At 67.4% G+C, this 26,223-nt stretch carries 24 protein-coding genes; 18 read left to right on the forward strand and 6 right to left on the reverse strand.

The window, feature by feature from the left end; genetic code table 11:
* Positions 1 to 185: 185 nt before the first annotated feature.
* The 6 genes from P0086_RS13205 (at position 186) to P0086_RS13230 (ending at position 4,359) form a co-directional block, all read left to right on the forward strand.
* A complete protein-coding gene (locus P0086_RS13205; RefSeq protein WP_112608434.1) occupies positions 186 to 1,088 on the forward strand; it encodes a peptidylprolyl isomerase in 903 nt (300 codons plus the stop codon).
* Between the two features lie 54 nt (positions 1,089 to 1,142).
* Entirely contained in the window at positions 1,143 to 2,384 is a 1,242-nt protein-coding gene (gene argJ, locus P0086_RS13210) for a bifunctional glutamate N-acetyltransferase/amino-acid acetyltransferase ArgJ (RefSeq protein ID WP_275786112.1), read from the forward strand.
* Between the two features lie 62 nt (positions 2,385 to 2,446).
* Entirely contained in the window at positions 2,447 to 3,214 is a 768-nt protein-coding gene (locus tag P0086_RS13215) for a GNAT family N-acetyltransferase (protein ID WP_112608564.1), read from the forward strand.
* Positions 3,211 to 3,627 (forward strand): 8-oxo-dGTP diphosphatase MutT, encoded by a 417-nt coding sequence (gene mutT / locus P0086_RS13220; protein ID WP_275786116.1) that lies wholly within the window; start codon positions 3,211 to 3,213, stop codon positions 3,625 to 3,627. The genes P0086_RS13215 and mutT overlap by 4 nt, the downstream gene beginning before the upstream one ends.
* A 182-nt stretch (positions 3,628 to 3,809) precedes the next feature.
* On the forward strand, positions 3,810 to 4,133 hold the full coding sequence (locus P0086_RS13225; RefSeq protein ID WP_112608428.1) for a hypothetical protein: 324 nt from the start codon (positions 3,810 to 3,812) through the stop codon (positions 4,131 to 4,133).
* Positions 4,134 to 4,191: 58 nt separating this feature from the next.
* Positions 4,192 to 4,359: a Flp family type IVb pilin gene (locus P0086_RS13230; RefSeq protein WP_112595154.1), complete on the forward strand. Its 168-nt coding sequence runs from the start codon at positions 4,192 to 4,194 to the stop codon at positions 4,357 to 4,359.
* Positions 4,360 to 4,406: 47 nt separating this feature from the next.
* Here the strand turns inward: P0086_RS13230 and P0086_RS13235 are convergent, their stop codons facing one another.
* On the reverse strand, positions 4,407 to 5,282 hold the full coding sequence (locus P0086_RS13235) for a methyltransferase domain-containing protein (RefSeq protein WP_275786118.1): 876 nt from the start codon (positions 5,280 to 5,282) through the stop codon (positions 4,407 to 4,409).
* A gap of 79 nt (positions 5,283 to 5,361) precedes the next feature.
* Here P0086_RS13235 and P0086_RS13240 point away from each other — a divergent pair, with 79 nt between their 5' ends.
* Genes P0086_RS13240 through P0086_RS13255 form a run of 4 tightly spaced genes read left to right on the forward strand, consistent with a single transcriptional unit; the run spans position 5,362 to position 7,730 of the window.
* Positions 5,362 to 6,138: a ComF family protein gene (locus P0086_RS13240; RefSeq protein WP_275786121.1), complete on the forward strand. Its 777-nt coding sequence runs from the start codon at positions 5,362 to 5,364 to the stop codon at positions 6,136 to 6,138.
* Between the two features lie 40 nt (positions 6,139 to 6,178).
* Entirely contained in the window at positions 6,179 to 6,436 is a 258-nt protein-coding gene (grxC, locus tag P0086_RS13245; RefSeq protein WP_112595148.1) for a glutaredoxin 3, read from the forward strand.
* An 11-nt stretch (positions 6,437 to 6,447) separates the two neighbouring features.
* Positions 6,448 to 7,305 (forward strand): carbon-nitrogen hydrolase family protein, encoded by an 858-nt coding sequence (locus P0086_RS13250; protein WP_275786124.1) that lies wholly within the window; start codon positions 6,448 to 6,450, stop codon positions 7,303 to 7,305.
* Positions 7,302 to 7,730, forward strand: a complete 429-nt coding sequence (locus P0086_RS13255; protein ID WP_112608420.1) for a DUF1178 family protein — start codon at positions 7,302 to 7,304, stop codon at positions 7,728 to 7,730. Before P0086_RS13250 ends, P0086_RS13255 begins: the two co-directional genes overlap by 4 nt.
* A 72-nt stretch (positions 7,731 to 7,802) precedes the next feature.
* Here the strand turns inward: P0086_RS13255 and ubiG are convergent, their stop codons facing one another.
* Positions 7,803 to 8,552, reverse strand: a complete 750-nt coding sequence (gene ubiG / locus P0086_RS13260; RefSeq protein ID WP_275786127.1) for a bifunctional 2-polyprenyl-6-hydroxyphenol methylase/3-demethylubiquinol 3-O-methyltransferase UbiG — start codon at positions 8,550 to 8,552, stop codon at positions 7,803 to 7,805.
* A 54-nt stretch (positions 8,553 to 8,606) separates the two neighbouring features.
* Complete coding sequence (locus P0086_RS13265; RefSeq protein WP_275786130.1) at positions 8,607 to 9,029, reverse strand: hypothetical protein; 423 nt, start codon at positions 9,027 to 9,029, stop codon at positions 8,607 to 8,609.
* 967 nt (positions 9,030 to 9,996) lie between these two features.
* Between P0086_RS13265 and P0086_RS13270 the strand changes: the two genes are divergently transcribed.
* Positions 9,997 to 11,760 (forward strand): adenylate/guanylate cyclase domain-containing protein, encoded by a 1,764-nt coding sequence (locus P0086_RS13270; protein ID WP_148651491.1) that lies wholly within the window; start codon positions 9,997 to 9,999, stop codon positions 11,758 to 11,760.
* Between the two features lie 66 nt (positions 11,761 to 11,826).
* Here P0086_RS13270 and P0086_RS13275 read toward each other — a convergent pair whose 3' ends face one another.
* Together P0086_RS13275 and P0086_RS13280 are read right to left on the reverse strand one after the other, a co-directional pair.
* Positions 11,827 to 12,228: a nuclear transport factor 2 family protein gene (locus tag P0086_RS13275; protein WP_112595137.1), complete on the reverse strand. Its 402-nt coding sequence runs from the start codon at positions 12,226 to 12,228 to the stop codon at positions 11,827 to 11,829.
* Positions 12,229 to 12,260: 32 nt separating this feature from the next.
* Positions 12,261 to 13,193, reverse strand: a complete 933-nt coding sequence (locus P0086_RS13280) for a LysR family transcriptional regulator (protein ID WP_275786201.1) — start codon at positions 13,191 to 13,193, stop codon at positions 12,261 to 12,263.
* A 473-nt stretch (positions 13,194 to 13,666) separates the two neighbouring features.
* Between P0086_RS13280 and P0086_RS13285 the strand changes: the two genes are divergently transcribed.
* The 7 genes from P0086_RS13285 (at position 13,667) to clpB (ending at position 23,864) form a co-directional block, all read left to right on the forward strand.
* The gene (locus tag P0086_RS13285; protein ID WP_112595131.1) at positions 13,667 to 14,941 is read left to right on the forward strand and encodes an aspartate kinase; all 1,275 of its coding nucleotides are present in this window, start codon (positions 13,667 to 13,669) and stop codon (positions 14,939 to 14,941) included.
* A gap of 70 nt (positions 14,942 to 15,011) precedes the next feature.
* Positions 15,012 to 17,279, forward strand: coding sequence for a phosphoenolpyruvate--protein phosphotransferase (gene ptsP, locus P0086_RS13290; protein ID WP_112595129.1), 2,268 nt, complete (start codon positions 15,012 to 15,014; stop codon positions 17,277 to 17,279).
* Between the two features lie 128 nt (positions 17,280 to 17,407).
* A complete protein-coding gene (gene prfA / locus P0086_RS13295; protein WP_112616078.1) occupies positions 17,408 to 18,490 on the forward strand; it encodes a peptide chain release factor 1 in 1,083 nt (360 codons plus the stop codon).
* A 3-nt stretch (positions 18,491 to 18,493) separates the two neighbouring features.
* Positions 18,494 to 19,357, forward strand: coding sequence for a peptide chain release factor N(5)-glutamine methyltransferase (prmC, locus tag P0086_RS13300; RefSeq protein WP_275786140.1), 864 nt, complete (start codon positions 18,494 to 18,496; stop codon positions 19,355 to 19,357).
* A gap of 346 nt (positions 19,358 to 19,703) precedes the next feature.
* Complete coding sequence (locus P0086_RS13305) at positions 19,704 to 20,369, forward strand: DUF4167 domain-containing protein (RefSeq protein ID WP_148179710.1); 666 nt, start codon at positions 19,704 to 19,706, stop codon at positions 20,367 to 20,369.
* A gap of 230 nt (positions 20,370 to 20,599) precedes the next feature.
* Positions 20,600 to 21,049, forward strand: coding sequence for a PACE efflux transporter (locus P0086_RS13310; protein WP_275786144.1), 450 nt, complete (start codon positions 20,600 to 20,602; stop codon positions 21,047 to 21,049).
* Positions 21,050 to 21,260: 211 nt separating this feature from the next.
* On the forward strand, positions 21,261 to 23,864 hold the full coding sequence (clpB, locus tag P0086_RS13315) for an ATP-dependent chaperone ClpB (RefSeq protein ID WP_112608402.1): 2,604 nt from the start codon (positions 21,261 to 21,263) through the stop codon (positions 23,862 to 23,864).
* Positions 23,865 to 23,982: 118 nt separating this feature from the next.
* Here the strand turns inward: clpB and P0086_RS13320 are convergent, their stop codons facing one another.
* The gene (locus P0086_RS13320; RefSeq protein ID WP_112595772.1) at positions 23,983 to 25,923 is read right to left on the reverse strand and encodes a M23 family metallopeptidase; all 1,941 of its coding nucleotides are present in this window, start codon (positions 25,921 to 25,923) and stop codon (positions 23,983 to 23,985) included.
* Between the last annotated feature and the right edge of the window lie 300 nt (positions 25,924 to 26,223).

A 26,223-nucleotide genomic window follows, 5' to 3' on the forward strand; every position in this document is an offset into this window, starting at 1 on the left:
ATGATGCGTGCAAAGCCGTGAAACGCCCGGAAACGTTCTGGACGCGGGATTGCGTGACAGATAAGAGGGGGGTCGAATGATGTCAACGGCGCAATCGGTTACACAACGGCCACATTCCGGTGCTGTTCAACCGGGGGAGAGCCGGTTTCGCATCGAAGTTGGCCGACTGTGAAAGGTTTATGAGAATGTTCAAATACAGCAAGCTCGCAGCGGTGGCGCTGGTCGCCATTACCGCCGCCCATGGCGCCGCCTTCGCGCAGGACGCCTCCGATCCGGTCGTGGCCAAGGTCGGCGGCGCGGAAGTGCGCCAGTCCGAGATCGACCTGGCGATCGCGGGTCTCGATCCGCAGCTTGCCAATCTGCCGCCGGAGCAGAAGCGGGTTGCCGCCCTGTCGGCCATCATCGACGTGAAGGTGCTGGCCGCCGATGCGAGCAAGGAGGGGCTGGAGAACGATGCCACCTTCAAGCAGCGCGTCGCCTTCCTGACCGAGCGCGAACTGCACAACGCCTACTTCAAGAAGCACGTGGTCGATGCGATCACGCCGGACGAGGTGAAGGCGCGCTACGAGAAGGAAATCGCAGCGATCGAGCCGCAGGAGGAAGTCCGGGCCCGCCATATCCTGGTGAAGACCGAGCAGGAGGCGAAGGACGTCATCGCCGCGCTCGACGGCGGCAAGAACTTTGCCGATCTCGCCAAGGAGAAGTCGACCGACGCCGCATCCGAAGGCGGCGACCTCGGCTACTTCACCAAGGGCCGCATGGTGCCGGAATTCGAGGCCGCAGCCTTCGCGCTGGACAAGGGCGCCTATACCAAGACGCCGGTGAAGAGCCAGTTCGGCTATCACGTGATCCTCGTGGAGGACAAGCGCACGCAGGCGCCGCCGGCGCTCGAACAGGTCGAGCCGCAGGTGCGCCAGCTGATCATGCGCGACAAGTATGTCGCCTTGCTGGAGGCTGCGAAGGGCGCGGCAACGGTCGAGATCGATGATCCGGCGCTGAAGACCGCCTACGAGCAGATCAACAAGCCGCAGCAGGCTTCGCCGGATCAGCCGGCGGCGACCGAACAGCCGGCCGAACAGCAGCAGTAAATCTCGATCATGGCCCGCCCCGTGGCGGGCCGTCCCCATTGGCAGGAAATACCCATGTCCGGTCCGGTCTCACCGCTCGCTCCCAAGTCCTTCGCCGACATGCCGCCGGTCCGCGGCGTGCGGATGGCAACCGCCGCCGCCGGCATCAAGTACAAGGGGCGCACCGATGTGCTCATGATGGTCTTCGACGGACCGGCTGCGGTCGCAGGCGTGTTCACTCGGTCGAAGTGCCCCTCGGCGCCGGTCGATTTCTGCCGGGCCAACCTTGCGGGCGGCAAGGCCCGGGCGGTGGTCGTCAATTCCGGCAACGCCAATGCGTTCACCGGCCGCAAGGGCCGCGAATCGACGGCGATGACGGCAGCCGCCGCGGCCAGGGCCGCCGGCTGCAGCGAGGGGGAGGTGTTCCTCGCCTCCACCGGCGTCATCGGCGAGCCGCTGGACGCCACCAGGTTCTCCGGCGTGCTGGACGGGCTCGCCGTCGCCGCCAGGGAGGACTTCTGGTTCGAGGCGGCGAAGGCGATCATGACCACGGACACCTATCCGAAGGTCGCGACGCGGACCGCACGGATCGGCGACGTCGAGGTGCGGATCAACGGTATGGCCAAGGGGGCGGGCATGATCGCCCCGGACATGGCGACGATGCTGTCCTTCGTCGTCACCGACGCCGACATTCCTGCCGCCACGCTGCAGGCACTGCTGTCCGAAGGCGTCGAGCCGACGTTCAATGCGGTCACCGTCGACAGCGACACGTCGACTTCCGACACGCTCCTGCTGTTTGCCACGGGGGCTGCGGCAGCCGATGGCCAGAAGCCCGTTTCCGGGCCGGCCGATCCCGCGCTCGCGGCCTTCAGGGCGACCCTGAACGATCTCCTGAAGGATCTGGCGCTGCAGGTGGTTCGCGACGGCGAGGGCGCGCGCAAGATGGTGGCGATCACCGTCGAGGGGGCGGAGAGCGACGCCGCCGCCAAGCGGATCGCGCTTTCGATCGCCAATTCGCCGCTGGTGAAGACGGCGGTCGCCGGCGAGGACGCCAACTGGGGCCGCGTGGTGATGGCCGTCGGCAAGTCCGGCGAGATGGCGGACCGCGACCGCCTGGCCATCTGGTTCGGCGACGTGCGGGTCGCCGTCGACGGGGAGCGCGATCCGGCCTACTCGGAAGAGGCCGCCTCCGCCGTCATGAAGGAAGAGGACATCGCCATTCGCGTCGAGATCGGTCTCGGGACCGGCAAGGCGACCGTCTGGACGTGCGACCTGACCAAGGCGTATGTCGAGATCAACGGCGACTATCGCAGCTGATGACCGGGACCAAGCCTGTCGTGACCGATCCCGCCATCCGCAGTTTCAGGGAGCAAAACGCCATGGCTGACCTGGCAAGCGTCCGCCGGCTGGAAGCCGTCGGCTTCCGCGCCTGGCCGGCTGCATCGACCCAATACGACGGCAGCTGGCTGATCCGCCTCAATGCCGGCCATCCGTCCAAGCGGCTGAATTCCGTCAATCCGCTCGACCCCTCGGACGTGCGGGATCTCCCCGTCCGCATCGAGAAGGCGGCAAAGCGCTTTGCCGACTACGGCCGGCCGCTGCTGGTGCGGCAGACGCCGCTGACCCCGCCGCCCCTCGTCGACCTGATGGACCAGGCCGGCTGGAGACATACCGGCGAGACGGCGGTGATGCTCGTCGATCTGGCCGAACCGGTGGCCCCCGAAAGCGCCGACGGCGTCGAGCACGTGCCGAGCCGCGACGTCGGCCGGTTCGTCGACGCGCGCATCCGTGTCTCCGGCGACGATCCCGCGCTGAAGCCGGGACTGACGGAAATCGTCAACGCCATCAGCCCGGAAGCGGGCCTGTTCATCTTCGAGGAGCCGGATTTCGGGCCGACCGCCGTCACGCTCGCCGTGCACGACAACGACCTCGCCGGCATCCTGCAGCTCGCCGTGGCGCCGGAACGGCGCGGCCGCGGCCTTGCGACCACGATCCTGAACTCGGCGATGCGCTGGGCCCGGCTTCGCGGCGCGAAGCGGGTGTGGGTGCAGGCGGAAATGGACAACGAAGGGGCTGTGAGGCTCTATCGCAAGGCAGGGTTCCGGGAGGTCTATCGCTACGTCTACCGCGGGGCGCCGGCGCCATGACGGAACAGGGAACCCGCCGGATCCTGCTCGTCGCCGCCTGCGCGCTGATCGACACCGACGGGCGCATCCTTCTGGCGCAGCGTCCGGAAGGAAAGTCGCTCGCCGGGCTCTGGGAGTTTCCCGGCGGAAAGGTCGAGCCGGGCGAGACGCCCGAGGAAACGCTGATCCGTGAGCTCTACGAGGAACTCGGCATCACCACGAAGGTCGCCTGCCTCGCGCCGCTGACCTTCGCCAGCCACACCTACGAGGACTTCCACCTCCTGATGCCGCTCTACGTCTGCCGCCGGTTCGAGGGGACCGCGCATGGCCGCGAGGGGCAGGCGTTGAAGTGGGTCAAGCCGAAGATGCTCCGGGACTATCCGATGCCGCCGGCGGACGAGCCGCTGATCCCCTATCTGATGGATCTGCTCTGACAAGCCGGCCGTCCTTTCCCATTTCGGACCGTTTATTAATCGATCGTTTATCTCCATGGGCCAAGATGGGCCCCTGCCGTCGTGCTCTGGGGCCCTCGTGGCGCACGGATGCCGTGGCATCGTGAGCGGGCGCCTTGGTGTACGAAGGCGCCGACAAAGACGCCCATCGAGAGATTGCGAAAATGCGGGACGACGAATTCTGGCAAGCAGTTCAGGACAAGGAACTGACGACGGTATCCGGCAATAGCCGTATCGGCGTCCTCAACCTTGCGCTTCTGTTCGGTACGGCCGCGATCGCGCTTGCACTCGTGCTGGCGCCGGTGCTGTCGTCCAGGACGAGCACGCGCATCATGGCCCAGACGCCGGGCGACTTCGACATGATGTCGACCGGCTCGGTGCCGCAGCGGGGCGAAGGCAAGCGCTACACGGTTCGCCGGAGCGTGCTCCAGGAAATGCCCGGCGCCGTCTGCATCGTCGGCGAGAACGGCAACACGAATGGCTGCTGAGGCAGCGCCCGCAGCGGCGCCCGCCTCGGATCCGGCAGGTGAGGGAAGCGAGGTTGTAATGCGTCTGCTCAGGACTTTTCTGCTGGACCGAAGCGGTGCCACCGCTGTTGAGTACTGCCTGATCGCCGTGATGATATCGGTCGCGGTCGTCGGCGGCCTCAGGGCGTTCACCGGCGAACTCAACAACACCTTCACGATCGTCGGCGACGGCCTCGACGGCCCGTGAGCCGCAGCACGCTTCGTTCGATCGACGTCTCGACAGGCCGACCTGCGTCAGCCTGTCGTCTTCGCCTTCAGCGCGTCCGCAAGCCGCACTTTCGCCGAACCGGGCTTCAGCGGCTTCTGCTGGCTTTCATGCGGCGCCCAGCCTGACAGATAGATGATCGAGAAGGTGGCGCGGATCCGCCCGTCCGGGTCCGCATAGCGTTCGGCATAGAGCTCGGCGGCGCGGACGAAGAAGGCGCGGGTCAGCGGCTTCCGGCTGCGGGCGGAGAGCGGATTGGCCATCCCCATCGCCCGCAGGTCCTTCATCAGCGGAAAGAGCGAATCGTAGCGGACGGTGTAGGTCTCCTTGTCGGTGACCGGCAGGGCGAAGCCGGCGCGCTGCAGCAGCGCGCCGATGTCGCGGATGTCGGCGAAGGGGATGACGCGCGGGCTGGCCCCGCCGGTCATCTCGATCTCCGTCTGAAGCAGCACGTCGCGCAGTTCCTGCAGCGTGTCGCTGCCGGGGATGGCGGCTAGGAAGAGCCCGTCGGGCCTCAGCGCGCGGCGAATCTGCACGAATACGCCCGGCGTGTCGTTGGTCAGGTGCAGCGACAGCGGGGAGACGGCGAGGTTGATCGAGGCCGGCGCCAGCGGCAGCTGCTCCAGCGGGGCACGGACAAACGTGTCGCCGGCCGCCGCGAACCGGGGGTCGGTCTCGATCCGCGACATCCTGCCGATCTTGCCGGTGCGCTCCAGCGCCCGTGCGACCAGTCCGGAGTAGCCGTGGATCTCGACCGCCTCGTCGAAGCGGCGTTCCACCACGGCGAGGCGCTCGGACAGCTCGTCGGCGGCGACCTTCAGCAGGAAGTCGACCGGTCCTCCGGATAGGGCGGTTGCACGCAGCCTGTTCTTTTCAATCAGGGCTTGATCGAAGATCGCTTCCAAGGAACACTTCCCGTCGTTTCGCATCTTTCGGAGGGCGGACCGCCCGCAAAGGCGTCATGGAGATAGGAATGTCAACCGCATGACGCAAACAGCGTTCGCGCGATTTCGTGACGCCGTGCTGGGCGGCAGCCGTGGCGTGGCGGCCGCGGCACTCGCCTTCGTCTATCCGCCGACCTGTCCGGGATGCCAGGTCCTGCTCGGCCGGCACGCCGGCATCTGCGGTCGCTGCTGGTCGTCGCTGCGCTTCATAGAGCGGCCCTATTGCGAGGTGCTGGGCGTGCCGTTCTCGCACGATCTCGGCAGCGGCATCCTCAGCGCGGATGCGATCGCCAACCCGCCGCCCTTTGCCCGGCTGCGGTCTGCGGTCGTGCACGACGGCCTTGCCCGCACCCTGGTGCACGGCCTCAAGTATCGCGACCGCACGGACCTGGCGCCGATGATGGCCGGCTGGATGGCCAGGGCGGGCGAAGCGCTTCTTTCCGATTGCGATGCGATCGTCCCCGTGCCGCTCCACCGCTACCGGCTGCTCGCGCGCAAGTTCAACCAGGCGTCGGAACTGGCGCGGGCCATTGCCCGGCAGTCCGGAAAGCCGCTCTTGCTCGGCGTCCTGCGGCGCACGCGGCCGACCCGGCAGCAGATCGGGCTCGGCGCGAACGCACGCCGCGTCAACGTCCAGGGCGCCTTCTCCGTGACGGAGGCGGGCCGGGCGTCGCTTTCCGGCAAGCGCATCCTCCTCATCGACGACGTCTATACGACCGGGGCAACCGTCGGGGCGGCGACGCGGGCGCTCAGGCGGGGCGGTGCGGCTGACGTCAGTGTTTTGACCTTTGCAAGGGCCCTTGCCGACCATATATGAAAGGGTGAAGACAGCTGAGCTCCGATGGAGAATGGATAGCATGGCATCGATCGACATCTATACGCGGCAGTTCTGCGGCTATTGCGCCGCTGCGAAGAAGCTGCTGGAAACCAAGGGCGTCGCCTTCAACGAATACGATGCGACCTACGCGCCCGACCTCCGCCAGGAGATGGTCAAGCGTGCGAACGGCCGCAACACCTTCCCGCAGATCTTCATCGACGACAACCATATCGGCGGCTGCGACGACCTGCATGCGCTGGACCGCGCCGGTAAGCTCGATCCCCTGCTGGCGGCCTGAGGAGCGGTTCCATGTCCGTCAAGATCGCCGCCGTCCAGATGTGTTCCGGTACCGATCCTGAGGCCAATGCCGAGGCGATGGCGCGGCTGGTGCGGCGGGCCGCCGGCGAGGGTGCGCGCTACATCCAGACGCCCGAGATGACGGGCGCGGTGCAGCGCGACCGGACCGGGTTGAAGGCGATGCTGAAGGCGGAGCCGGACGACATTATCGTCCGGACGGCCGAAGAGCTCGCCGCCGAACTCGACGTCTTCGTGCATGTCGGCTCGACGGCGATCGCGCGCGACGACGGCAAGATCGCCAATCGCGGCTTCCTGTTTGCGCCGGGCGGCCACCGGGTCTGCAGCTACGACAAGATCCACATGTTCGACGTCGACCTGGACCATGGCGAGAGCTGGCGCGAGAGCGCCGCCTACACGCCCGGAAGCGTCGCCAAGGTGGCGCGACTGCCGTTCGGCCGGCTCGGCTTCGCCATCTGCTACGACGTTCGCTTTCCCGAGCTGTTCAAGGCCGAGGCCCAGGCGGGGGCCGAGATCATCTCCGTGCCCGCCGCCTTCACCCGCCAGACCGGCGAGGCGCACTGGGAGACGCTGCTGCGCGCCCGCGCCATCGAGAACGGCGTCTTCATCATCGCCGCCGCCCAGGCCGGCCTGCATGAGGACGGCCGCGAGACCTTCGGACATTCGATCATCATCGATCCCTGGGGGCGCGTCCTGGCGATGGCCGGCGGCAGCGGGGAGGCGGTCATTGCCGCCGAGATCGACGTCGGAGCGGTCAAGGCCGCCCGCGACCGGATCCCCAACTTGAAGAACGGGCGCACGTTCTCCATCGAGGAGGTCACTCTTCCGGAGAAGGGAGGCGTTGCCGCGTGATCCGCTACGACATCGTCTGTGACAATGCCCACGAATTCGAGGGCTGGTTCGGCTCGTCCGAAGACTTCGACCGGCAGAAGGAGCGGGGGCTCGTCAGCTGTCCCGTATGCGGCTCGCCGCGCGTGGCCAAGCGCCTGATGACGCCGTCGGTCTCCACCGCCCGCAAGAAGGAAGAGCAGCGGCATGCCGTCATGACCGCGCACAACCAGGAGATGGTCGGCAAGCTGCGCGAACTGGTGGCGGCGATCCGCGCCAATGCCGAGGACGTCGGCGACCGGTTTCCCGAAGAGGCGCGCAAGATCCACTACGGCGAAGCCGAGCAGCGCGGGCTGATCGGCAAGGCGACGGCGGAAGAGGCGCGTTCGCTGATCGAGGAGGGCGTGGAGATCGCGCCCCTGCCGATCCTGCCGGACGAGACGAACTGAACCGCTCCGGCAAGGCGCCGACCACGCCGGCCCGCCTTCGGGGGCGCGGTTCCTCCGCCCCGCCCGGAGGCATCAGGCCCTGGGGCGACGCGCCACCAGCATGTAGTTGACGTCCATGTCCTTCGACAGGTTCCACTGGTTCGACAACGGGCTGAAGAAGACGCCGGTGCGGTCGGTCACGGCCAGCCCGGATGCGGAGAGCGGCTTTTCGATTTCCTCCGGGCGGACCAGCTTCTCGTACTGATGGGTGCCTTTCGGCAGCCAGCGCAGGACGTTCTCGGCCGCAAAGATGGCCAGCGCTGCGGCCTTCAGGGTGCGGTTGATCGTGGCGACGAACATCATCCCGCCCGGACGAACCATCGACGCGCAGGTGGTCAGGAAGAAATCGACGTCGGCGACATGCTCGACGACCTCCATGTTCAGCACGATGTCGAAGCTCTCGCCGGCCGCGGCGAGCGCCTCGGCCGTCACGGCACGGTAGTCCAACTCGACGCCGGAGCCTGTGGCATGGGCCTTGGCAATGCCGATGTTCTTCTCCGAGGCGTCGGCGCCGACTACCGATGCCCCCATGCGGGCCATGGGCTCGGAGAGCAGCCCGCCGCCGCAGCCGATGTCCAGCACGCGCAGTCCCTCCAGCGGGCGATGCGCTCTCCGATCGCGACCGAAATGCGCCGAGGCGAGGTCGCGGATATAGCTGAGGCGGACCGGATTGAACTTGTGCAGCGGGCGGAATTTCCCGGTCGGGTCCCACCATTCCGCGGCCATCGCCGAAAAGCGGTCCACTTCGGCCTGGTCGATGGTCGTGCGGGCGGTCTCGCTCATGGAAGGTCTCCCTCAATCGTTCAGGTGCTGAAGTCGGACGGTTGCGGCGCGAAGTCAAGGGGTCGGCTCACGCCGGCGACCGGCGGGCCAGACGATGCGGCGTTTGGGCGCGCTCGTCGGCTGCGGATCGCACACCAGGCGGATCGGCGGCCAGGGCCACGGGCGTTCGTCCGGGGCATGGCGAGAGAACGTGTCCTGCGGGGTGCCTGCATCGTCGCGGATCGCCGCGCCGACGCCGCTACAGAAGCGGCGAAGCACGTCGCCCGGCATGGACGTGACGCAGAGCGGCAAGGCGAAGGCCGGGCCGCCGTCCTGCAGGATCATCGGTGCGAAGCGGCCGAGGCACTTGCCGTTGCGGCGGCAGCGGCGGATGCGGCAGAACACCTGCGGCATCAACGCCCTGGTGGCCGCGCGCCGGCAGGCCAGCCGCAGCGCGGCATCGGACTGTACGGATACGATACCGTCGGTTTCGTCCATCGTGGTCGACCTCCATGTCACACGTCTGCGTTCACGCGGCGCGCAGGCGTCCGTGTCCTGATCCTTGAAACGCTCTGCCGCGCCTTGCGGGCGGGCCTATCGGCCGGGACACGCCATGTGCCTGCAGCAAAACGAAAATGGTGACACACGACGTGTCCCGCTTCGGTGTCTTGTGCCACGGCAACTTCGGTTTCTCTGCGCGGATGACGGCACCTTTTCCAGGGTGGGCTCGAGGGCTTGTCGTTGTTCTTCGAATGCCCCCGGCGCGCACGAAAGGGCCAAGGCCCAGTCGCCGGTCCAGTCATGTGTGCCGCACAGGCACGCCCCGCCCGATCCGGGCGAGGGGGAAACCATCTTCTGCCGGGCCCCCGGCCGCCGGCGCGCGTTTTCGCCGAACCACCGGGGCACCGGTCCCGCCTCGCCGGCAACGCTTTCCGGTGTATCCGATGGCGGGACGCCACGATTGTAGGCGCCCTGCGGCAGGCGAGGATGATGGCGCTGGCGAAAAGCCGGCAAGGGCCTGCAAACGCAAGCGTTTCCGGCATCGGGAGGGGCGCGTTCATCCCCGGCAATGCCGGGGGCAGGCGGACGGCGAGGGCGGGGCCTGCGACCGGCGCCGACGGAAATTCGATTCCGCTCGCCGGGGTTATGGGTTAGGCTGTTCCACCAATCTGCGCTGATATCGACCGATTGCGCCGGAGGGATCTTGGCCTGCGGCCAGGAGAGAGCCGGAGGCGGCCCGTCGGTCAGGCGAGGATTGTCGACGCCGTCCGCAGGCCAGAAGCGCCGCCCTCCGGGTGCGCCGTCCGTCGGCCACCGACGGCGTCGCACGCCTCGACCGGGCCCGGGCATCGCTCTGCGGGGTGCTCCTTGCCAGATGACCGCAGGCGATCCCGTGCAAGCGGTCGATATCAGTGCAGGCTGGCATCAAGGCTCCGTCGACATGCCGAGGGAGGGGGCGGTCCCCGTGGAACGCACGCTTGCCGTCATTCTCGCCGCCGACGTGGCGAGCTACAGCCGCCTGGTCGCCGCCGACGAGGAGGGGACGCTTGCGACGCTTCACACCTATCTCGTCACGGTCGCCGACCTGATCGCCGAACATCACGGGCGCATCTTCTCCTCCGCCGGTGACAGTGTCGTTGCGGAATTCCACAGCGCCGTGCAGGGCGTTCGCGCCGCCGTCGCAATCCAGCGGGCCCTGCATCGCCGCAATGCCGACCTCGCGCCCGAGCGGCGGCTGGAACTGCGTGTCGGCATCAATCTCGGCGACGTGGTGGCCGAAGACGACAACCTGCTCGGCGACGGCGTGAACGTGGCCGCGCGGCTGCAGGAAATGGCGTTGCCGGAGGACATCTGCATTTCGGGCGCGCTGCGCGAGCAGATCGAGGGCAAGCTGGATTTCCCGCTGGTGCCGCTCGGCGAGCGGCGGATGAAGAACATCCCCCGCCCCGTGCCGGTGCATCGCGTCGACTGGCAGAACGAGGACCCCGTCGACGCCCAAGCGCTGAGCCGGCCGCTTTCCCTGCCCGACAAGCCGTCGATCGCCGTGCTGCCCTTCGTCAACATGTCCGGCGATCCGGAGCAGGAGTTCTTCGCCGACGGGCTGACGGAGGACATCATCACGGCATTGTCGCTGTATCGCTGGTTCTTCGTCATCGCCCGCAACTCCTCCTTCGCCTACAAGGGGCGGGCGCTGGACGTGAAGCAGATCGGACGCGACCTCGGCGTGCGCTACATCGTCGAAGGCAGCGTGCGCCGGGCCGGATCGCGGATCCGCGTCACCGGGCAACTGATCGAGGCGGACACCGGCGTCCATCTCTGGGCGCAGCGCTACGATCGCGAATTCGCCGACATCTTCGCCATCCAGGACGAGCTGACCCAGAACGTGGTCGGCGCCATCGAGCCGGAGATCATGATCGGCGAGAGCCGCCGGGCGCTGCTACGGGGAACGCAGAACCTCGATGCCTACGAGTCGTTGATGCGCGGCACGTGGCTGCACAACAAGCAGGACACGCCGCAGACGTTCAACGAGGCGATCCGGCTCGACCGGCGCGCGATCGCGCTGGATCCCGGCTTCAGCCGGGCGCACATGATGCTGGCGCGCGCCATCTATGCGCGCTGCTTCTTCGGCTTCAGCGACGACTATGCGCGCGACATCGCCGAACTGTGCGCGGCGGCCGACCTGGCCGTGGAACTGGACCAGCGCGATCCCTATGCGCACTACGCCGTGTGCCTGGCCCGGTTTGCGCAGCACCGGGCGGCGGCCGCGGTCGGGGCGGCGCAGCGGGCGATCGACCTCAACCCGAACTTCGCGCTGGCGCACATGGCGCTGGGATGGTCGCGGATCTTCGTCGGCCATTTCCAGGAGGCGCTCGATCCGTTGCGCACGGCCCAGCGGCTGAGCCCGCACGACCCGCTGACATACCTGTTCCTCAACCGCATCGCGCTCGCGCAGTATCATCTCGGGCACTACGAGGAGGCGCTGCAGGGCGCCGAGCGCGCGCTCTCGTTGCGCAAGGGCTACTTCAACCTTGTGGTCAAGCTGGCCTGCCTCGGCCAGCTCGGCGTCAAGGAAGGCCTGCGGCAACTGGTGGCCGAAGCCGTGGACGCGGCGCCGGCCGATCTCGGCGGCTACTGGCGGATCTTTGCGGCCTATGCCGAGGACGACCACCGGAAGCATTTCATGGAGGGGCTGCGCAAGGCCGGGCTGGCCTTCGATGCGAATGCATGAGCGGTGACCGCTCCGTGGCGACTACGCCGCGCGGCGAGCGGGGCTACCGGCTGAGCGGATGCGCCGTCAGCCCTTCTCGGCCAGGTCGGCATGCCGGTGCACGAGCTGCCAGTGACCGTTGGTGCGGCGGAATATTTCGGTGACGCGCAGGCGCATCTGGACCGGTTCGGGCGCGCCCTGCAGGCGGACGGAGGCGTTCTGGAAGCCGACCCAGTAGCCGATCTTGTTGTCGTGCCCCATCTGGATGATCTCGATGTCGCTCTCGCCGCCGGGACAGAAGGCGGTGGCATCATCGACGTAGCGGGCCAGCACCTGTTCCGTGCCCTCGACGACCGCGCCCTTCGGGTGGAAGAAGCTGGCGGGGAAATCGACGGCGGCAATCTTCTGCAGCGGGCCGGCGTCGCCATTGACATAGGCGCGAGCCACTTCCTTGCGTTTCTGGATGAAGGCGTGGAAGTCGTCGGTCATCGATGGGTCTCCCGTGGGCTCATGCCCCTCCGTCAGCCATACTCGACTCTTTCGGGCGTGGTTGCAACCGCCTGAATGCGCCCTCCGGGCTGTGCGCGGCCGTCCGCCGTGTTCGGCTGGAAGGCATTGCGCACGACCTCCGCCATGCTGGCGATGGCGGCACTCGCGCGCTTGGGGTTGCGCTTCAGGACGACGCGCGAGGAGTCCACCGGCGGAAAGCCGTCCTCCTGCGTGAGCTCGCGGCAGGAGGGCGGAATGTTGGTGCGCGCCAGCGGCGCGATCGCCAGGCCCGCCTCCGCCGCGGTCTTCAGGCCGCCGCAGGTGTCGCAGCTGAACGCCTCGCGAAAGGCGATGGCGTGATGTTCGAGCGAACGGACGGCGAAATCCCGGTACCAGTCGGAATTGCGGTAGACGGCGATGGGCACGGGCCGGACCAGGTGGACATCGTGCGCGCACGACGTCACCCAGACGGTCGGGTCCACGCACAGGACCTCCCCCTTCTGCTTTCCGCGCCAGTCGAAGACCACGGCGATGTCGAGCTCGTCCCTGTCGATCGCGTCCGTCAGCTGGCGGGAGTGGCCGCAGAGTACGGTGACCTCGGTGGCCGGATGACACTCCGCAAAGGCGGCCAGCGCCCGCGGAAGGACGTTCTGCGTGTACTCCTCCGGGATGCCGACGCGGACGGGGCCGTCGAGCGGCGCGGACCGCATCGCCACCGTCGTCTCGTCGATCAGGCCGACGATGCGCTGGGCCAGCGGAACGAGCCGCTCTCCGTGCGGCGACAGGGACACCCCGCGCGGCCCGCGCGCGAACAGTGGCTCGCCGATCGCCTCCTCGAGGCGGCGGACCTGCATGCTGATGGCGGACTGGGTGCGGCCGAGGACTTCGGCGGCGCGCGTGACATTGCCGGTTTCGGCAATCACCAGGAAGGTGCGCAGCAGTTCACTTTCAAGCGGCGGGAGCATGGTCACCAGGTATCGATTTTTCTGATAGCTGGCATCGTATCTATTTGTTTGTGGAATGTCCAATCCGGCGGAACGATCGCCTACCGATGGCAAGGGAGGCGGCGATGGGGACGATTCGGCAGGGATGGCGCCGGGGCGCGAAGACGCTCCGTCTCTGGCTGGGCACCAGACGGGAGCAAAGGCTGCGGCGGGCGGACTTTGCGATGATCCTGGCGCGGGGCGACAGGCACCTGCTGGCCGATATCGGTCTTGCGGACGAGGTATCCGACGGCGACGGCCTTCAGTTCGCGGGGGCTTTCGGGCGCTGTTGCGCGGCGGTTCGCGCCGAGCAGCCGCGATGGATATCCTGAGCGGGGCGACGGCCGCGCGACGCTGCGGCCAAGGCTGCCATTGCACCCCGCCCCCTCTTCCGCTAAGAGACCCCGCGACTTCCCGCGCGCGTCCGCGCGACCCACCAGTACCGGTAGACAGATATGGCACGCATCGTGATGAAATTCGGCGGGACCTCCGTCGCTGACCTGGACCGCATCCACAATGTCGCGCGCCACGTCAAACGCGAGGTCGATGCCGGCCACGAGGTCGCCGTCGTCGTCTCCGCCATGTCGGGCAAGACCAACGAACTGGTCGGCTGGGTGCAGGGCATGCCGAAGGCGACCGGCGCCAACTCGCCCTTCTATGACGCGCGCGAGTACGACACCATCGTTGCCTCCGGCGAGCAGGTGACGTCCGGGCTGCTCGCGATTGCGCTGCAGTCGATGGGCGTGAACGCGCGTTCCTGGCAGGGCTGGCAGATCCCGATCAAGACCGACAACGCCCACGGCGCGGCCCGCATCATGGACATCGAGGGGGCGGAGATCATCCGCCGCATGGGCGAGGGCCAGGTCGCCGTCGTCGCCGGCTTCCAAGGGCTCGGCCCCGACAACCGCATCGCCACGCTCGGCCGCGGCGGCTCGGACACCTCGGCGGTCGCGATCGCGGCGGCGGTGAAGGCCGACCGGTGCGACATCTACACCGACGTCGACGGCGTCTACACGACCGACCCGCGCATCGAGCCGAAGGCGCGGCGGCTGAAGAAGATCGCGTTCGAGGAAATGCTGGAGATGGCGTCGCTGGGCGCCAAGGTGCTGCAGGTGCGCTCGGTGGAGCTCGCCATGGTGCACAAGGTGCGCACCTTCGTGCGCTCGTCCTTCGAGGATCCCGATGCGCCGGGCATGGGCGATCTTCTGAATCCGCCCGGCACGCTGATTTGTGATGAGGAAGAGATCGTGGAACAGGAAGTCGTAACCGGCATCGCCTATGCCAAGGATGAAGCGCAGATTTCGCTCAGGCGCGTCGCCGACCGCCCGGGCGTCTCGGCTGCGATCTTCGGCCCGCTCGCCGAGGCCCATATCAACGTCGACATGATCGTCCAGAACATCTCCGAGGACGGCTCGAAGACCGACATGACCTTCACGGTGCCGTCGGGCGACGTCGACAAGGCGCTGAAGGTGCTCGAGGGCGCCAAGGAAAAGGTCGGCTTCGACGTGATCCAGCACGAGACCGGCCTGGTCAAGGTGTCGGTCATCGGCATCGGCATGCGCAGCCATGCCGGCGTCGCGGCCTCCGCCTTCCGCGCGCTTGCCGAAAAGGGCATCAACATCAAGGCGATCACCACCTCGGAAATCAAGATTTCCATCCTGATCGACGGTCCGTATGCGGAACTCGCCGTGCGGACTTTGCATTCCGTCTACGGTCTCGATAAGAAGTAATCGACCGGATTCGTCGGGCGCCCGCCCGACCGGATGGCCGGGGTGGTTCATTTTCGGGAGACGCCACGCGATGAGAGACCTCTCCGCGGGTCCGCGTGTACTACTCAAGCGGCTGCGCGAGCTGATGGCGGAGCCGCTTGAGCCACAGGCGCGCCTGGACCAGATCGTGCGCCAGATCGCACAGAACATGGTCGCGGAAGTGTGCTCCGTCTATGTGCTGCGCTCCGACGGCGTGCTGGAGCTCTACGCCACCGAGGGCCTCAATCCCGGCGCCGTCCACCTGGCGCAGCTGAAGATGGGGCAGGGCCTCGTCGGCACGATCGCCGCCTCCGCCCAGCCGCTCAACCTTTCCGACGCGCAGTCGCATCCGGCCTTCCGCTATCTGCCGGAGACCGGCGAGGAGATCTACCACTCCTTCCTCGGCGTGCCGATCCTGAGGACGGGGCGCGCGCTCGGCGTGCTCGTCGTGCAGAACAAGGCGAGCCGGACCTACCGCGAGGACGAACTCGAGGCGCTCGAGACGACGGCGATGGTCATCGCCGAGATGGTGGCGACGGGCGAGCTGAAAAAATTGACGAAGCCCGGTCTCGATCTCGACCTGTCGCGCCCGGTCTCGATCGACGGCGCCAGCTTCGGCGAGGGCATCGGGCTCGGCTATGTCGTGCTGCACGAGCCGCGCATCGTCGTCACCAACCTGTTGAACGAGGACTCCGAGCACGAGCTGGGGCGGCTCGCCGAAGCGCTCGGTTCCTTGCGGATCTCGATCGACGACATGCTGTCGCGCCGGGACGTACCGGTCGAGGGCGAGCACCGCGAGGTGCTGGAGACCTACCGCATGTTCGCCCACGACCGCGGCTGGGTGCGCAAGCTGGAGGAAGCGATCCGCAACGGCCTGACGGCGGAGGCTGCGGTCGAGCGGGTGCAGAGCGAGACCAAGGCGCGGATGATCCGGCTGACGGACCCCTACCTGCGCGAGCGCATGCACGACCTCGACGACCTCGCCAACCGCCTTTTGCGGCAATTGACCGGCTACGGGGCGAAGCTCTCGGCCAGCAGCTTCCCCGGCGATGCGATCGTCGTCGCGCGCGCCATGGGGGCGGCCGAACTGCTCGACTATCCGCGCGAGAACGTCCGCGGTCTGGTGCTGGAAGAGGGGGCGGTGACGAGCCATGTGGTGATCGTCGCCCGCGCCATGGGGATCCCGGTGGTCGGACAGGCGGCCGGGGCGGTGGCGCTTGCCGAAAACGGCGATGCGATCATCATCGACGGCGACGAGGCCAAGGTGCACCTGCGCCCGGTGCAGGACCTGCAGCGGTCCTATGAGGACAAGGTGCGCCTCAGGGCGCGCCGGCAGGCGCAGTACCGCGCGCTCGTGGCGGTGGAGCCGATCACCAAGGACGGCCAGAAGATCAACCTGCAGATGAATGCGGGCCTGCTCGTCGACCTGCCGCACCTGGCCGAATCCGGCGCGCTTGGCATCGGCCTGTTCCGCACCGAGCTGCAGTTCATGATCGCCTCGACCATGCCCAAGGCCGAGGAGCAGGAGGCGTTCTACCGCAACGTGCTGAAGCAGGCGGCGGGCCGGCCCGTCACCTTCCGGACGCTGGATATCGGCGGCGACAAGGTCGTGCCCTATTTCCGCGGCGCGGACGAGGAGAACCCGGCGCTCGGCTGGCGGGCGATCCGGCTGTCGCTGGACCGGCCGGGGCTGCTGCGGACGCAGCTGCGGGCGATGCTGAACGCCGCTGCCGGCGGCGAATTGCGGCTGATGCTGCCGATGGTCACCGAAGTGGCGGAGCTGCGCGAGGCGCGCGGGCTGCTGCAGAAGGAGATCGAGCGGCAGTCCAAGGTCGGCGAGCAGCTTCCGAAGAAGCTGCAGTTCGGGGCGATGCTGGAAGTGCCGGCGCTTTTGTGGCAGCTCGACGAACTGATGTCGGAGGTCGACTTCGTCTCGGTCGGTTCCAACGACCTGTTCCAGTTCACGATGGCGGTGGATCGCGGCAATGCGCGCGTCTCCGACCGCTTCGACATTCTCGGCCGGCCGTTCCTGCGCGTCCTGCGCGACATCGTGCGGGCCGGCGAGCGCAATGCGACGCCGGTGACCTTGTGCGGCGAAATGGCGAGCAAGCCGATCTCGGCGATGGCGCTGCTCGGGCTCGGCTTCCGCTCGGTCTCGATGTCGGCGACGGCGCTCGGCCCGGTCAAGGCGATGCTCCTGAGCCTGGACGTCGACAGGCTTTCGGCGGTTCTCGAGGAGACGCTGAACGACATGCGGCCGACGCGGACGGTGCGACAGATCCTGACGGACTTCGCCGCCGAGAACGGCATTCCGCTGTAGCGGCGAACCGATGCGATCGGCACGCTTGCGGGTGTGCGGGGACCGCTTGATCATCAACATCCGCGCAAGGACGACGGGCACCGGGATGGCGCCTGCCGCCTGTGCGAGGGAAATCTTGGAGTTCTACGGTGGCGAAGCTTCCGGTTGAAAAAATGCGCGAGCTGGAGCGCCGTTTCGGAGAGATCGAGGCGCGCATGTCCGCGGGTCCGGATTCGGAAACCTATGTGAAGCTCGCCTCCGAATATTCCGAGCTGCAGCCGGTCGTCACCAAGATCAGGGAATACCAGAAGGCACAGGGCGAGATTTCCGACCTCGAGGCGATGCTTGCCGACAAGGGCACGGATCGGGAGATGCGCGACCTTGCGGAGATGGAGCTTCCCGAGTTGAAGGCGAGGATCGAGACGCTGGAGCAGGACATGCAGATCCTGCTCCTGCCGAAGGACGCGGCCGACGAGAAGAGCGCGATCCTGGAAATCCGCGCCGGCACCGGCGGTTCGGAAGCCGCACTCTTCGCCGGCGATCTCTTCCGCATGTACGAGCGCTTCGCTTCCGCCAACGGCTGGAAGGTGGAGGTGCTCTCGGCGAGCGAGGGCGAGGCCGGCGGCTACAAGGAAATCATCGCCACCATCTCCGGGCGCGGCGTGTTCGCCAAGCTGAAGTTCGAAAGCGGCGTCCACCGCGTGCAGCGGGTGCCGGAGACGGAAGCCGGCGGGCGCATCCATACCTCGGCGGCGACCGTGGCGGTGCTGCCGGAGGCGGAGGACATCGACATCGAGATCCGGCCGGAAGACATCCGCATCGACACCATGCGCTCTTCCGGCGCCGGCGGCCAGCACGTCAACACGACCGATTCCGCCGTGCGCATCACCCATCTGCCGACGGGGCTCGTCGTCACCAGCTCGGAAAAGTCGCAGCACCAGAACCGCGCCAAGGCCATGCAGGTGCTGCGCTCGCGGCTCTACGACATGGAGCGACAGCGTGCCGAGAGCGAACGGTCCGCCGACCGCAAGAGCCAGGTGGGCTCCGGCGACCGCTCCGAACGCATCCGCACCTACAATTTTCCCCAGGGTCGCGTCACCGATCACCGCATCAACCTGACGCTCTACAAGCTGGACCGGATGATGGAGGGCGAGATCGACGAGGTGGTGGACGCGCTGCTGGCCGACTACCAGGCCGGGCAGCTGGCGCAACTCGCCGAGCAGCGGGGCTGAGCGATGGGCGGCCTCACGCTCGCCGATGCGCTGAGCCGCGCCCGGCGCCGGCTTTCGGAGGGCGGCATCGCGGATGCGGGACGGGAGGCGCGGCTTTTGGTCGGCGGCCTGCTCCAGCTGGACCCCGCAGCCCTCATCGCAGGCGGAACGCGGACGCTGACCGCCGAAGAGGCGGCGCTGGTCGAGGGCGGGCTTGCGCGGCGGCTGCACCGGGAGCCCATCTATCGCATTCTCGGGCAGCGGCCGTTCTTCGGCCTGGTCCTCTCCCTGTCCGCGGACACGCTGGAGCCGCGCCCGGATACGGAAATCCTGGTCGAGCGGCTGATCCCGGTCGCCAGGGGCATCGTCGCGGCGAAAGGACAGTGCCGCCTGCTCGATCTCGGCACGGGAACGGGGGCGATCTGCCTGGCGCTGATCGATGCGGTGCCGGGCGTGCAGGGCACGGGTACGGACATTTCCGCAGGCGCCCTTGAAACCGCCCGCGCCAACGCCTATATCAACGGCCTGTCGGACCGGGTCGAGACAATTGAGAGCGACTGGTTCGCCGCCGTGGGCGGCATGTTCGACATCATCGTCTCCAACCCGCCCTATATCCGTTCCAAGGTCGTGGACGGTCTCGCCGACGAGGTGAGGCGCTTCGACCCGAGGCGGGCACTCGATGGCGGGGAAGACGGGCTGGACGCCTACCGCACGATCGCCGAAGGCGCGCTGGCTCACCTCGAAGAAGGAGGTGTCGTCGCCTTCGAGATCGGATTCGACCAGAAGGAAGCCGTGACCCGGCTGATGACCGGCCACCAATTCCGCCTCGTCGACGCGGCCAGCGACCTCGGCGGCAACGACCGTGTGCTGGTTTTTGCCGCCGCTTGAGGTGCAGCCGTTGCTGCAAATGCACAGTTTCCTGCGCCACTGCGAAAAGTCGAAAAGAAAAGGCTTGGAATCAGCAAGGAAGCGGGATAGGTTGCCCCTACGCACCGGGCAAGGTCATGGGAAACAGATTCGATCTGCATATGACCGACGCGAAGCTTCCTCTCAAAGAAGAGTTGCTGGGGTTAGAGGCTGCTCTGTGCGGGTACCTGTCAATTTGACGTTTTGCGGCGACAGGACCACGGAAGAGCGTGGTGTGTTCTCCGACGAAATTCGCCCAGGCCGACGCTAGCGACCGGGCGGTGCAGAAACTCGATCATCAAGACTAGAGAGTTCAGGTGAGTGAAATATGAGGCCAGGACAGCAAAACAAGCGCGGCCGCGGGCGTAACAACAACAATAACAACAATAACAACAACAACTTCCGCAAGGGCGGCAATCCGCTGACCCGGACCTACGACAGTTCCGGTCCGGACGTGAAGATCAGGGGCACGGCACAGACGATTGCCGAGAAATATGCAGCCCTTGCGCGCGATGCCCAGAGCTCCGGCGACCGCGTCATGGCGGAGAACTATCTCCAGCATGCGGAGCACTACAACCGCATCATCCTGTCGGCACAGCAGCAGATGCAGGATCGCCAGCAGCGCGACGACCGGCACGACATGAACGACCGCGACGCCTTCGATCGCGATCAGGACGAGATGGACTATGCGGGCGACGAATCGCCGGCGGTCACGGTGACGGCACCGCCGGCACCGGCTCCCGCACCGGCCCCGGCTGCCGCCCGGGCTGCAGCCGCCGCGCCCGAACCCGTGATGGACGGGACCGGTCCGCAGCCGATCATCGAGGGAACCCCGGCAGAGGTCTCCCTGGAAGAGGAAGCCTCGGCCCGCCAGCCTTCCCGCCGCCGCAGTGCCCCGCGCCAGCGCCGTCCGCGCCGTGGCGAGGCGCAGCAGCCGGGCGAGGCCGCCGAAGGCGGCGACGGTCCGGTCCTGGAGGCAACGGCCTCGGAGTGAGCGGCTGTGCCGGCTCCCGTGCAAGATCGGGAGCGGCAACGCGCTTCGCGCTTTCCGCGACGACAATGATCGAAAGCCGCCTGCAACGGTCGTTGCGGGCGGCTTTCGTATTTCCGGTATCCGTGCGGCCTGTTGCCCTTCGAATGCTGCGGCTGTAGTGACGTTCGTGAGCACCGCTTTCCGCATCCGTCACAACCGGGGTTGCCCCTGACTTCGCAAGAGCATCGCGCATGCGCTCCACCACCGACCGCATCCGGCACGCCGTCAGCTTCGAGCTGATCGGGCTTGCCCTGATCACCCCGCTCGGCGCCTGGGCCTTCGGCCTGCCGATGGTCGAGGTCGGCGTCGTCGGCGTCGCGAGCGCCACGGTCGCGACGATCTGGAACTATCTGTACAATCTCGGCTTCGACCATGCGATGCAGCGGTTCACCGGCGGCACGCAGAAGAGGCTCGCGCACCGGATCGCCCATGCGGTGCTGTTCGAGGCCGGGCTCGTGGCGGTGCTGATGCCGCTGATCGCCTGGTATCTGGGCATCGGCCTCCTGCAGGCCTTCCTGATGGACGTATCCTTCTCGATCTTCTACCTGGTCTATGCCTTCGTCTTCAACTGGCTCTACGACCGGCTGTTTCCGCTGCCGGAATGGTTGCCGGCGCCCGAGGCGGGCGAGACGAACCGATAGCGACGGCGGCCTGCGCGATGCCCGACGGTTCCGCAATCTGCCGGTGACCGCCTCCCTTTAATTCCCGTTGCGCGTCACCATATTTCGATCAAGATGATTGACGTGGTGCAATGCTGCGCAAAATCGACAATGACAGGTTCGCCTTCGGGGGACCTGATCCTGAATCGTCGACCGGTGCCGAAGCGGGCCGGCCGAGTTATGGAGGTAGTCTATGAACATCGAAAAATATTCCGAGCGCGTCCGCGGTTTCCTGCAATCCGCCCAGACCAAGGCGCTCGCCGACGGCAATCCGCAGTTCACGCCTGAACACGTCCTGAAAGTGCTGCTCGATGACGAGCAGGGCCTGGCGTCGTCGCTGATCGAGCGCGCCGGCGGCAATGCCCGGGAAGCGCTGCGGGCGACCGAGGCCGCGCTTGCCAAGCTGCCGAAGACGACCGGCGGCAACGGCTCGCTGTCGCTGACCCAGCCGCTCGCGCGCGTTTTTTCCACCGCCGAGGATGCGGCGAAGAAGGCCGGCGACAGTTTCGTCACGGTCGAGCGGCTGCTTCTGGCGCTGGCGATCGAGAAGGCGGCCGCAACCGCGGACATCCTGGCCAAGGCCGGCGTGTCGCCGCAGGCGCTGAACCAGGTCATCAACGACCTGCGCAAGGGCCGCACGGCGGACACGGCCAATGCCGAGCAGGGCTTCGACGCGCTGAAGAAATATGCCCGCGACCTGACCGCGGAGGCCCGCGAGGGCAAGCTCGACCCGGTGATCGGCCGTGACGACGAGATCCGCCGCACCATCCAGGTCCTGTCCCGCCGCACCAAGAACAATCCCGTGCTGATCGGCGAGCCCGGCGTCGGCAAGACCGCGATCGCCGAAGGCCTGGCGCTGCGCATCGTCAACGGCGACGTGCCCGAGAGCCTGAAGGACAAGCGGCTGATGGCGCTCGACATGGGCGCGCTGATCGCCGGCGCGAAGTATCGCGGCGAGTTCGAGGAGCGCCTGAAGGCCGTGCTCAACGAGGTGCAGTCGGAGAACGGCGAGATCATCCTGTTCATCGACGAGATGCACACCCTCGTCGGCGCCGGCAAGGCGGACGGGGCGATGGACGCCTCCAACCTGCTGAAGCCGGCGCTCGCCCGCGGCGAGCTGCACTGCGTCGGCGCGACCACGCTCGACGAGTACCGCAAGCATGTCGAGAAGGATCCGGCGCTCGCCCGGCGCTTCCAGCCGGTGTTCATCGAGGAGCCGACGGTCGAGGACACGATCTCGATCCTGCGCGGGCTGAAGGAGAAGTACGAGCAGCACCACAAGGTGCGGATCTCCGATTCCGCGCTCGTCGCCGCCGCGACGCTGTCGAACCGCTACATCACCGACCGCTTCCTGCCCGACAAGGCGATCGACCTGATGGACGAGGCGGCGGCGCGCCTGCGCATGCAGGTGGACAGCAAGCCCGAGGAACTCGACGAGCTCGACCGGCGGATCATCCAGCTGAAGATCGAGCGCGAGGCGCTGAAGAAGGAAACCGACCGCTCCTCGCAGGAGCGGCTGGAAAAGCTCGAGCTCGACCTCGCCGCGCTGGAAGAGGAAGCCGCGGCGCTGACGGCCCGCTGGCAGGCGGAGAAGAGCAAGCTCGGCCACGCCGCCGACCTGAAGCGGCAGCTCGACGAGGCCCGCAACGAACTGGCGATCGTCCAGCGCAAGGGCGAGTTCCAGCGCGCCGGCGAACTGACCTACAGCGTCATCCCCACGCTCGAGAAGGAGCTGGAGGAGGCCGAGGGCCAGGACCGCAGCGGCGTCGATTCGATGGTGCAGGAGGTGGTGACCGCCGACAACATCGCCCAGGTGGTCTCCCGCTGGACGGGGATCCCGGTGGACCGGATGCTGGAGGGCGAGCGCGACAAGCTGCTGCGCATGGAAGACGAACTCGCGAAATCCGTCGTCGGCCAGGGCGATGCCGTCCAGGCGGTCTCGCGCGCGGTGCGCCGGGCGCGGGCGGGCCTGCAGGATCCGAACCGGCCGATCGGCTCGTTCATCTTCCTCGGCCCCACCGGCGTCGGCAAGACGGAGCTCACCAAGGCGCTCGCGCGCTTCCTCTTCGACGACGAGACGGCGATCGTGCGCATGGACATGTCGGAGTACATGGAGAAGCACTCCGTGGCCCGGCTGATCGGCGCCCCTCCCGGCTATGTCGGCTATGAGGAGGGCGGCTCGCTGACCGAGGCGATCCGGCGCCGGCCCTACCAGGTCGTGCTGTTCGACGAGATCGAGAAGGCGCATCCGGACGTGTTCAACGTGCTCCTGCAGGTGCTCGACGACGGCCGGCTGACCGACGGCCAGGGCCGCACGGTCGACTTCCGCAACACGCTGATCATCATGACGTCGAACCTCGGCGCCGAATACCTGGTCCAGCTCGGCGAGGGCGACGACAGCGAGAAGGTCCGCGACGAGGTGATGGCGGTGGTGCGGGCGCATTTCCGCCCCGAGTTCCTGAACCGCGTCGACGAGATCATCCTGTTCCACCGCCTGCGGCGGCAGGAGATGGGCGCGATCGTCGAGATCCAGCTCGGCCGGGTGCGCAAGCTGCTCGCCGAGCGCAAGATCACGCTGGAGCTGGACGAGGACGCCACGCACTGGCTGGCCGACAAGGGCTATGACCCGGTCTACGGCGCCCGGCCGCTGAAGCGGGCGGTGCAGAAGTACCTGCAGGATCCGCTCGCCGAGAAGATCCTGTCGGACGAGGTGCCGGACGGTTCGACCGTGCGGGTGACGTCCGGTTCGGACCGGCTGCTGTTCCATACGGTCGGCAGCAAGAGCAAGGCGGCCTGAGGCTCACAGGGGCTCACTGAGGCCCACTGGGGCTCTGCGGCTCGAGGCCGGACGGGAGATGCAGACGGGGCGCGCGGTCCGCAAAGGGGCCGCGCGCCTTTTCGTTTGCCTTGGTTTCCTACTGCTTGGCTGCGACTTCCGAGGCGTCGTCCTCGCGGCCGAGGAGATCGTCGATGCGCTTGCGCTCGAGCTGGAACTGGGCGAGCGCCTCGCCGTCCAGCGACTTGCCGCCGGGCAGGCGGATCTTCAGCGCGTCGACCTTGTTGCCGTTGACGATCAGCTCGTAGTGGAGGTGCGGCCCGGTGGACAGGCCGGTCGTGCCGACGAAGCCGATCACCTGGCCCTGGCGGACCTTGACGCCGGGCTTGATGCCCTTGGCGATGGCGCTCTGGTGGTTGTAGGAGGAGACGTAGCCGTTGGCATGGCGGATCAGCGTCTGGTTGCCGTAGCCGCCGGAATCCCAGCCGGCCTTCTCGACGACGCCGTTGCCGGCGGCGATGATCGGCGTGCCGCGCGGCGCCGACCAGTCGACGCCGGTGTGCATGCGCGAGAAGCCGAGGATCGGGTGGCGGCGCATGCCGAAGCCGGAGCGGAACTTGCCGTTCGGGACCGGATTGCGCAGCAGGAACTGGCGAATGCTCTTGCCGTCCTGGTCGTAGTAGTCGATCGAACCGTCCTCGGGATCCTGGAAGCGGTAGACGCGCGTCTCGGTGTCGCCGAACCGGGCATCGAGGAAAAGAAGCTCGGAATCCTCGGTCGCGACGCCGGTGTCGTCGGCCACCGAGAAGAACGCCTCGAGCGTGTCGTTCGGGCGCAATTGCGCCTGGAAGTCGACGTTGCTGGCGAGGATGCGCACGACCTGGGCGGTCATGTCCTTGCTCATGCCATAGGAGAGGGCGGCCCGGTAGATGCCGTCGTAGACGCGGGGCATGTCGCGCCCGGAGGCCATCACCTGGCGGTTGTCGCCGTCGAAGGCGGTGGCGACGGCGGCGAGCGGCGGCGGCTCCATGCCGGGGATGAAGCGGCCCTCGTCGTCGAGCGCGACCGTCGTCACGTGGCGGCCGCCGGAATAGACCGAGGCGCGGACGATGTCGGCCTGCTTGCCGCGCTGCATGACGCAGATGCGCAGAACGTCGCCCTGCTCGAGTTCGTCACCGTCCAGCACGCCCTTCAGGTAGCCCGCGAGGTCCTCGGCCTGCGCCTTGGTGTAGCCCGCACCCGTCATCACGCCGACGATGTCCTGGGCGTGGCGGACCGGGATCACGTCGTCGGCATATTCCGGATCGTCGGAGGAGCGCGTGTCGAAGTCCGAGACGCTCATGTTCTCCTCGACGACGCGCGCCGTCAGCCCCTGCAGGAGGTCGAGGTCGCCGCTGTCGGAGGCGAAGCGCTGCGGGTCGACATAATAGAGCGAGGCGATCTGGGTGCTGCCGTCGGTGAGCGCCGAGCCGTTGGTGCGCACGTTCTCCTCGACCTCGTCGGCCGACATCTGGTCGGAGAAGGCCAGCGCCGACCCGCCGGTCGGGAAGTCGCCGCTCTTCAGCGCCACCTCGGATTCCACCTCGGATCCGTAGATCGTGCCCGTGCGCGAGACGGGCTGGTCGTCCTTGTCGCCGTCGGAGAAGATCGCCAGCGGATCGAAGGGCGGATAGTCGTCGCCGGCGGTATGGCTGGCGGCCAGCGCCATCGTGACGTGGGCGAAGGGCTTGCGCCGCACGACCTCCTTCTCGCCGTCGTGGATCATGGTCGAGACCTCCATGATCTTCTTGTCCGCGGGCTTGGCGACGACGTTGGGCTCGAGGATGCGCTGTCCGCGCTTGACGGTGTTCTCCGGGTGCGGGGGGTGGTCCTGCGGCTCGAGCGCGGCATAGGCCTCGGCCGGAATGGCCAGCTGCTGGCGACCGTCGAGGGCTGCAAACAGCGCCACGCCCATCAGGATGGAGGAGGTGATGCCGGTGAGGAACGTGCCCGAAAGCCAGCGCAGCGAAATCTCGCGGCGGTCGGGGGCGCGCCGGCCGTCCGCCACGAGAGGCGGCTCGTTGCCGAGCGTGCGGATCATGTTCCTGTCGGTCGTCGTCATGCCGATCGCGTTCGTCCCGTGTCGTTGCGCCGCCGTGCCAGCGGCACGAAGATGTACGTGTTGTGCCGTCAAAGTCAAATCGGAGCGCGACCGCGCCCACACCGGCCTGAATCACGCGAGTGACGCGCATAGGCCGTTGAGACGACGCCATTGTGAAGAATTGAGGGCAGAACGCCAATTCCGGCCGCAAATGCCGGGGATGAAGTTTCTTTGTCCCCGCAAACCCCTGAAAACCCGGAGGCGGTGGCCCGCGCCGGGCGGATTTTTCAAAAAACTGTC

Source organism: Mycoplana sp. MJR14, assembly GCF_029210525.1.
Taxonomy (GTDB): Bacteria; Pseudomonadota; Alphaproteobacteria; order Rhizobiales; family Rhizobiaceae; genus Mycoplana.

What these genes read in the sequence shown, in the direction of transcription:
- P0086_RS13205 (WP_112608434.1), top strand. Translation starts at nt 186, where the DNA reads ATGTTCAAATACAGCAAGCTCGCAGCGGTGGCGCTGGTCGCCATTACC.
- argJ (WP_275786112.1), top strand. Translation starts at nt 1,143, where the DNA reads ATGTCCGGTCCGGTCTCACCGCTCGCTCCCAAGTCCTTCGCCGACATG.
- P0086_RS13215 (WP_112608564.1), top strand. Translation starts at nt 2,447, where the DNA reads ATGGCTGACCTGGCAAGCGTCCGCCGGCTGGAAGCCGTCGGCTTCCGC.
- mutT (WP_275786116.1), top strand. Translation starts at nt 3,211, where the DNA reads ATGACGGAACAGGGAACCCGCCGGATCCTGCTCGTCGCCGCCTGCGCG.
- P0086_RS13225 (WP_112608428.1), top strand. Translation starts at nt 3,810, where the DNA reads ATGCGGGACGACGAATTCTGGCAAGCAGTTCAGGACAAGGAACTGACG.
- P0086_RS13230 (WP_112595154.1), top strand. Translation starts at nt 4,192, where the DNA reads ATGCGTCTGCTCAGGACTTTTCTGCTGGACCGAAGCGGTGCCACCGCT.
- P0086_RS13240 (WP_275786121.1), top strand. Translation starts at nt 5,362, where the DNA reads ATGACGCAAACAGCGTTCGCGCGATTTCGTGACGCCGTGCTGGGCGGC.
- grxC (WP_112595148.1), top strand. Translation starts at nt 6,179, where the DNA reads ATGGCATCGATCGACATCTATACGCGGCAGTTCTGCGGCTATTGCGCC.
- P0086_RS13250 (WP_275786124.1), top strand. Translation starts at nt 6,448, where the DNA reads ATGTCCGTCAAGATCGCCGCCGTCCAGATGTGTTCCGGTACCGATCCT.
- ubiG (WP_275786127.1), bottom strand. Translation starts at nt 8,552, where the DNA reads ATGAGCGAGACCGCCCGCACGACCATCGACCAGGCCGAAGTGGACCGC.
- P0086_RS13265 (WP_275786130.1), bottom strand. Translation starts at nt 9,029, where the DNA reads ATGGACGAAACCGACGGTATCGTATCCGTACAGTCCGATGCCGCGCTG.
- P0086_RS13275 (WP_112595137.1), bottom strand. Translation starts at nt 12,228, where the DNA reads ATGACCGACGACTTCCACGCCTTCATCCAGAAACGCAAGGAAGTGGCT.
- P0086_RS13280 (WP_275786201.1), bottom strand. Translation starts at nt 13,193, where the DNA reads ATGCTCCCGCCGCTTGAAAGTGAACTGCTGCGCACCTTCCTGGTGATT.
- P0086_RS13285 (WP_112595131.1), top strand. Translation starts at nt 13,667, where the DNA reads ATGGCACGCATCGTGATGAAATTCGGCGGGACCTCCGTCGCTGACCTG.
- ptsP (WP_112595129.1), top strand. Translation starts at nt 15,012, where the DNA reads ATGAGAGACCTCTCCGCGGGTCCGCGTGTACTACTCAAGCGGCTGCGC.
- prmC (WP_275786140.1), top strand. Translation starts at nt 18,494, where the DNA reads ATGGGCGGCCTCACGCTCGCCGATGCGCTGAGCCGCGCCCGGCGCCGG.
- P0086_RS13305 (WP_148179710.1), top strand. Translation starts at nt 19,704, where the DNA reads ATGAGGCCAGGACAGCAAAACAAGCGCGGCCGCGGGCGTAACAACAAC.
- P0086_RS13310 (WP_275786144.1), top strand. Translation starts at nt 20,600, where the DNA reads ATGCGCTCCACCACCGACCGCATCCGGCACGCCGTCAGCTTCGAGCTG.
- clpB (WP_112608402.1), top strand. Translation starts at nt 21,261, where the DNA reads ATGAACATCGAAAAATATTCCGAGCGCGTCCGCGGTTTCCTGCAATCC.
- P0086_RS13320 (WP_112595772.1), bottom strand. Translation starts at nt 25,923, where the DNA reads ATGATCCGCACGCTCGGCAACGAGCCGCCTCTCGTGGCGGACGGCCGG.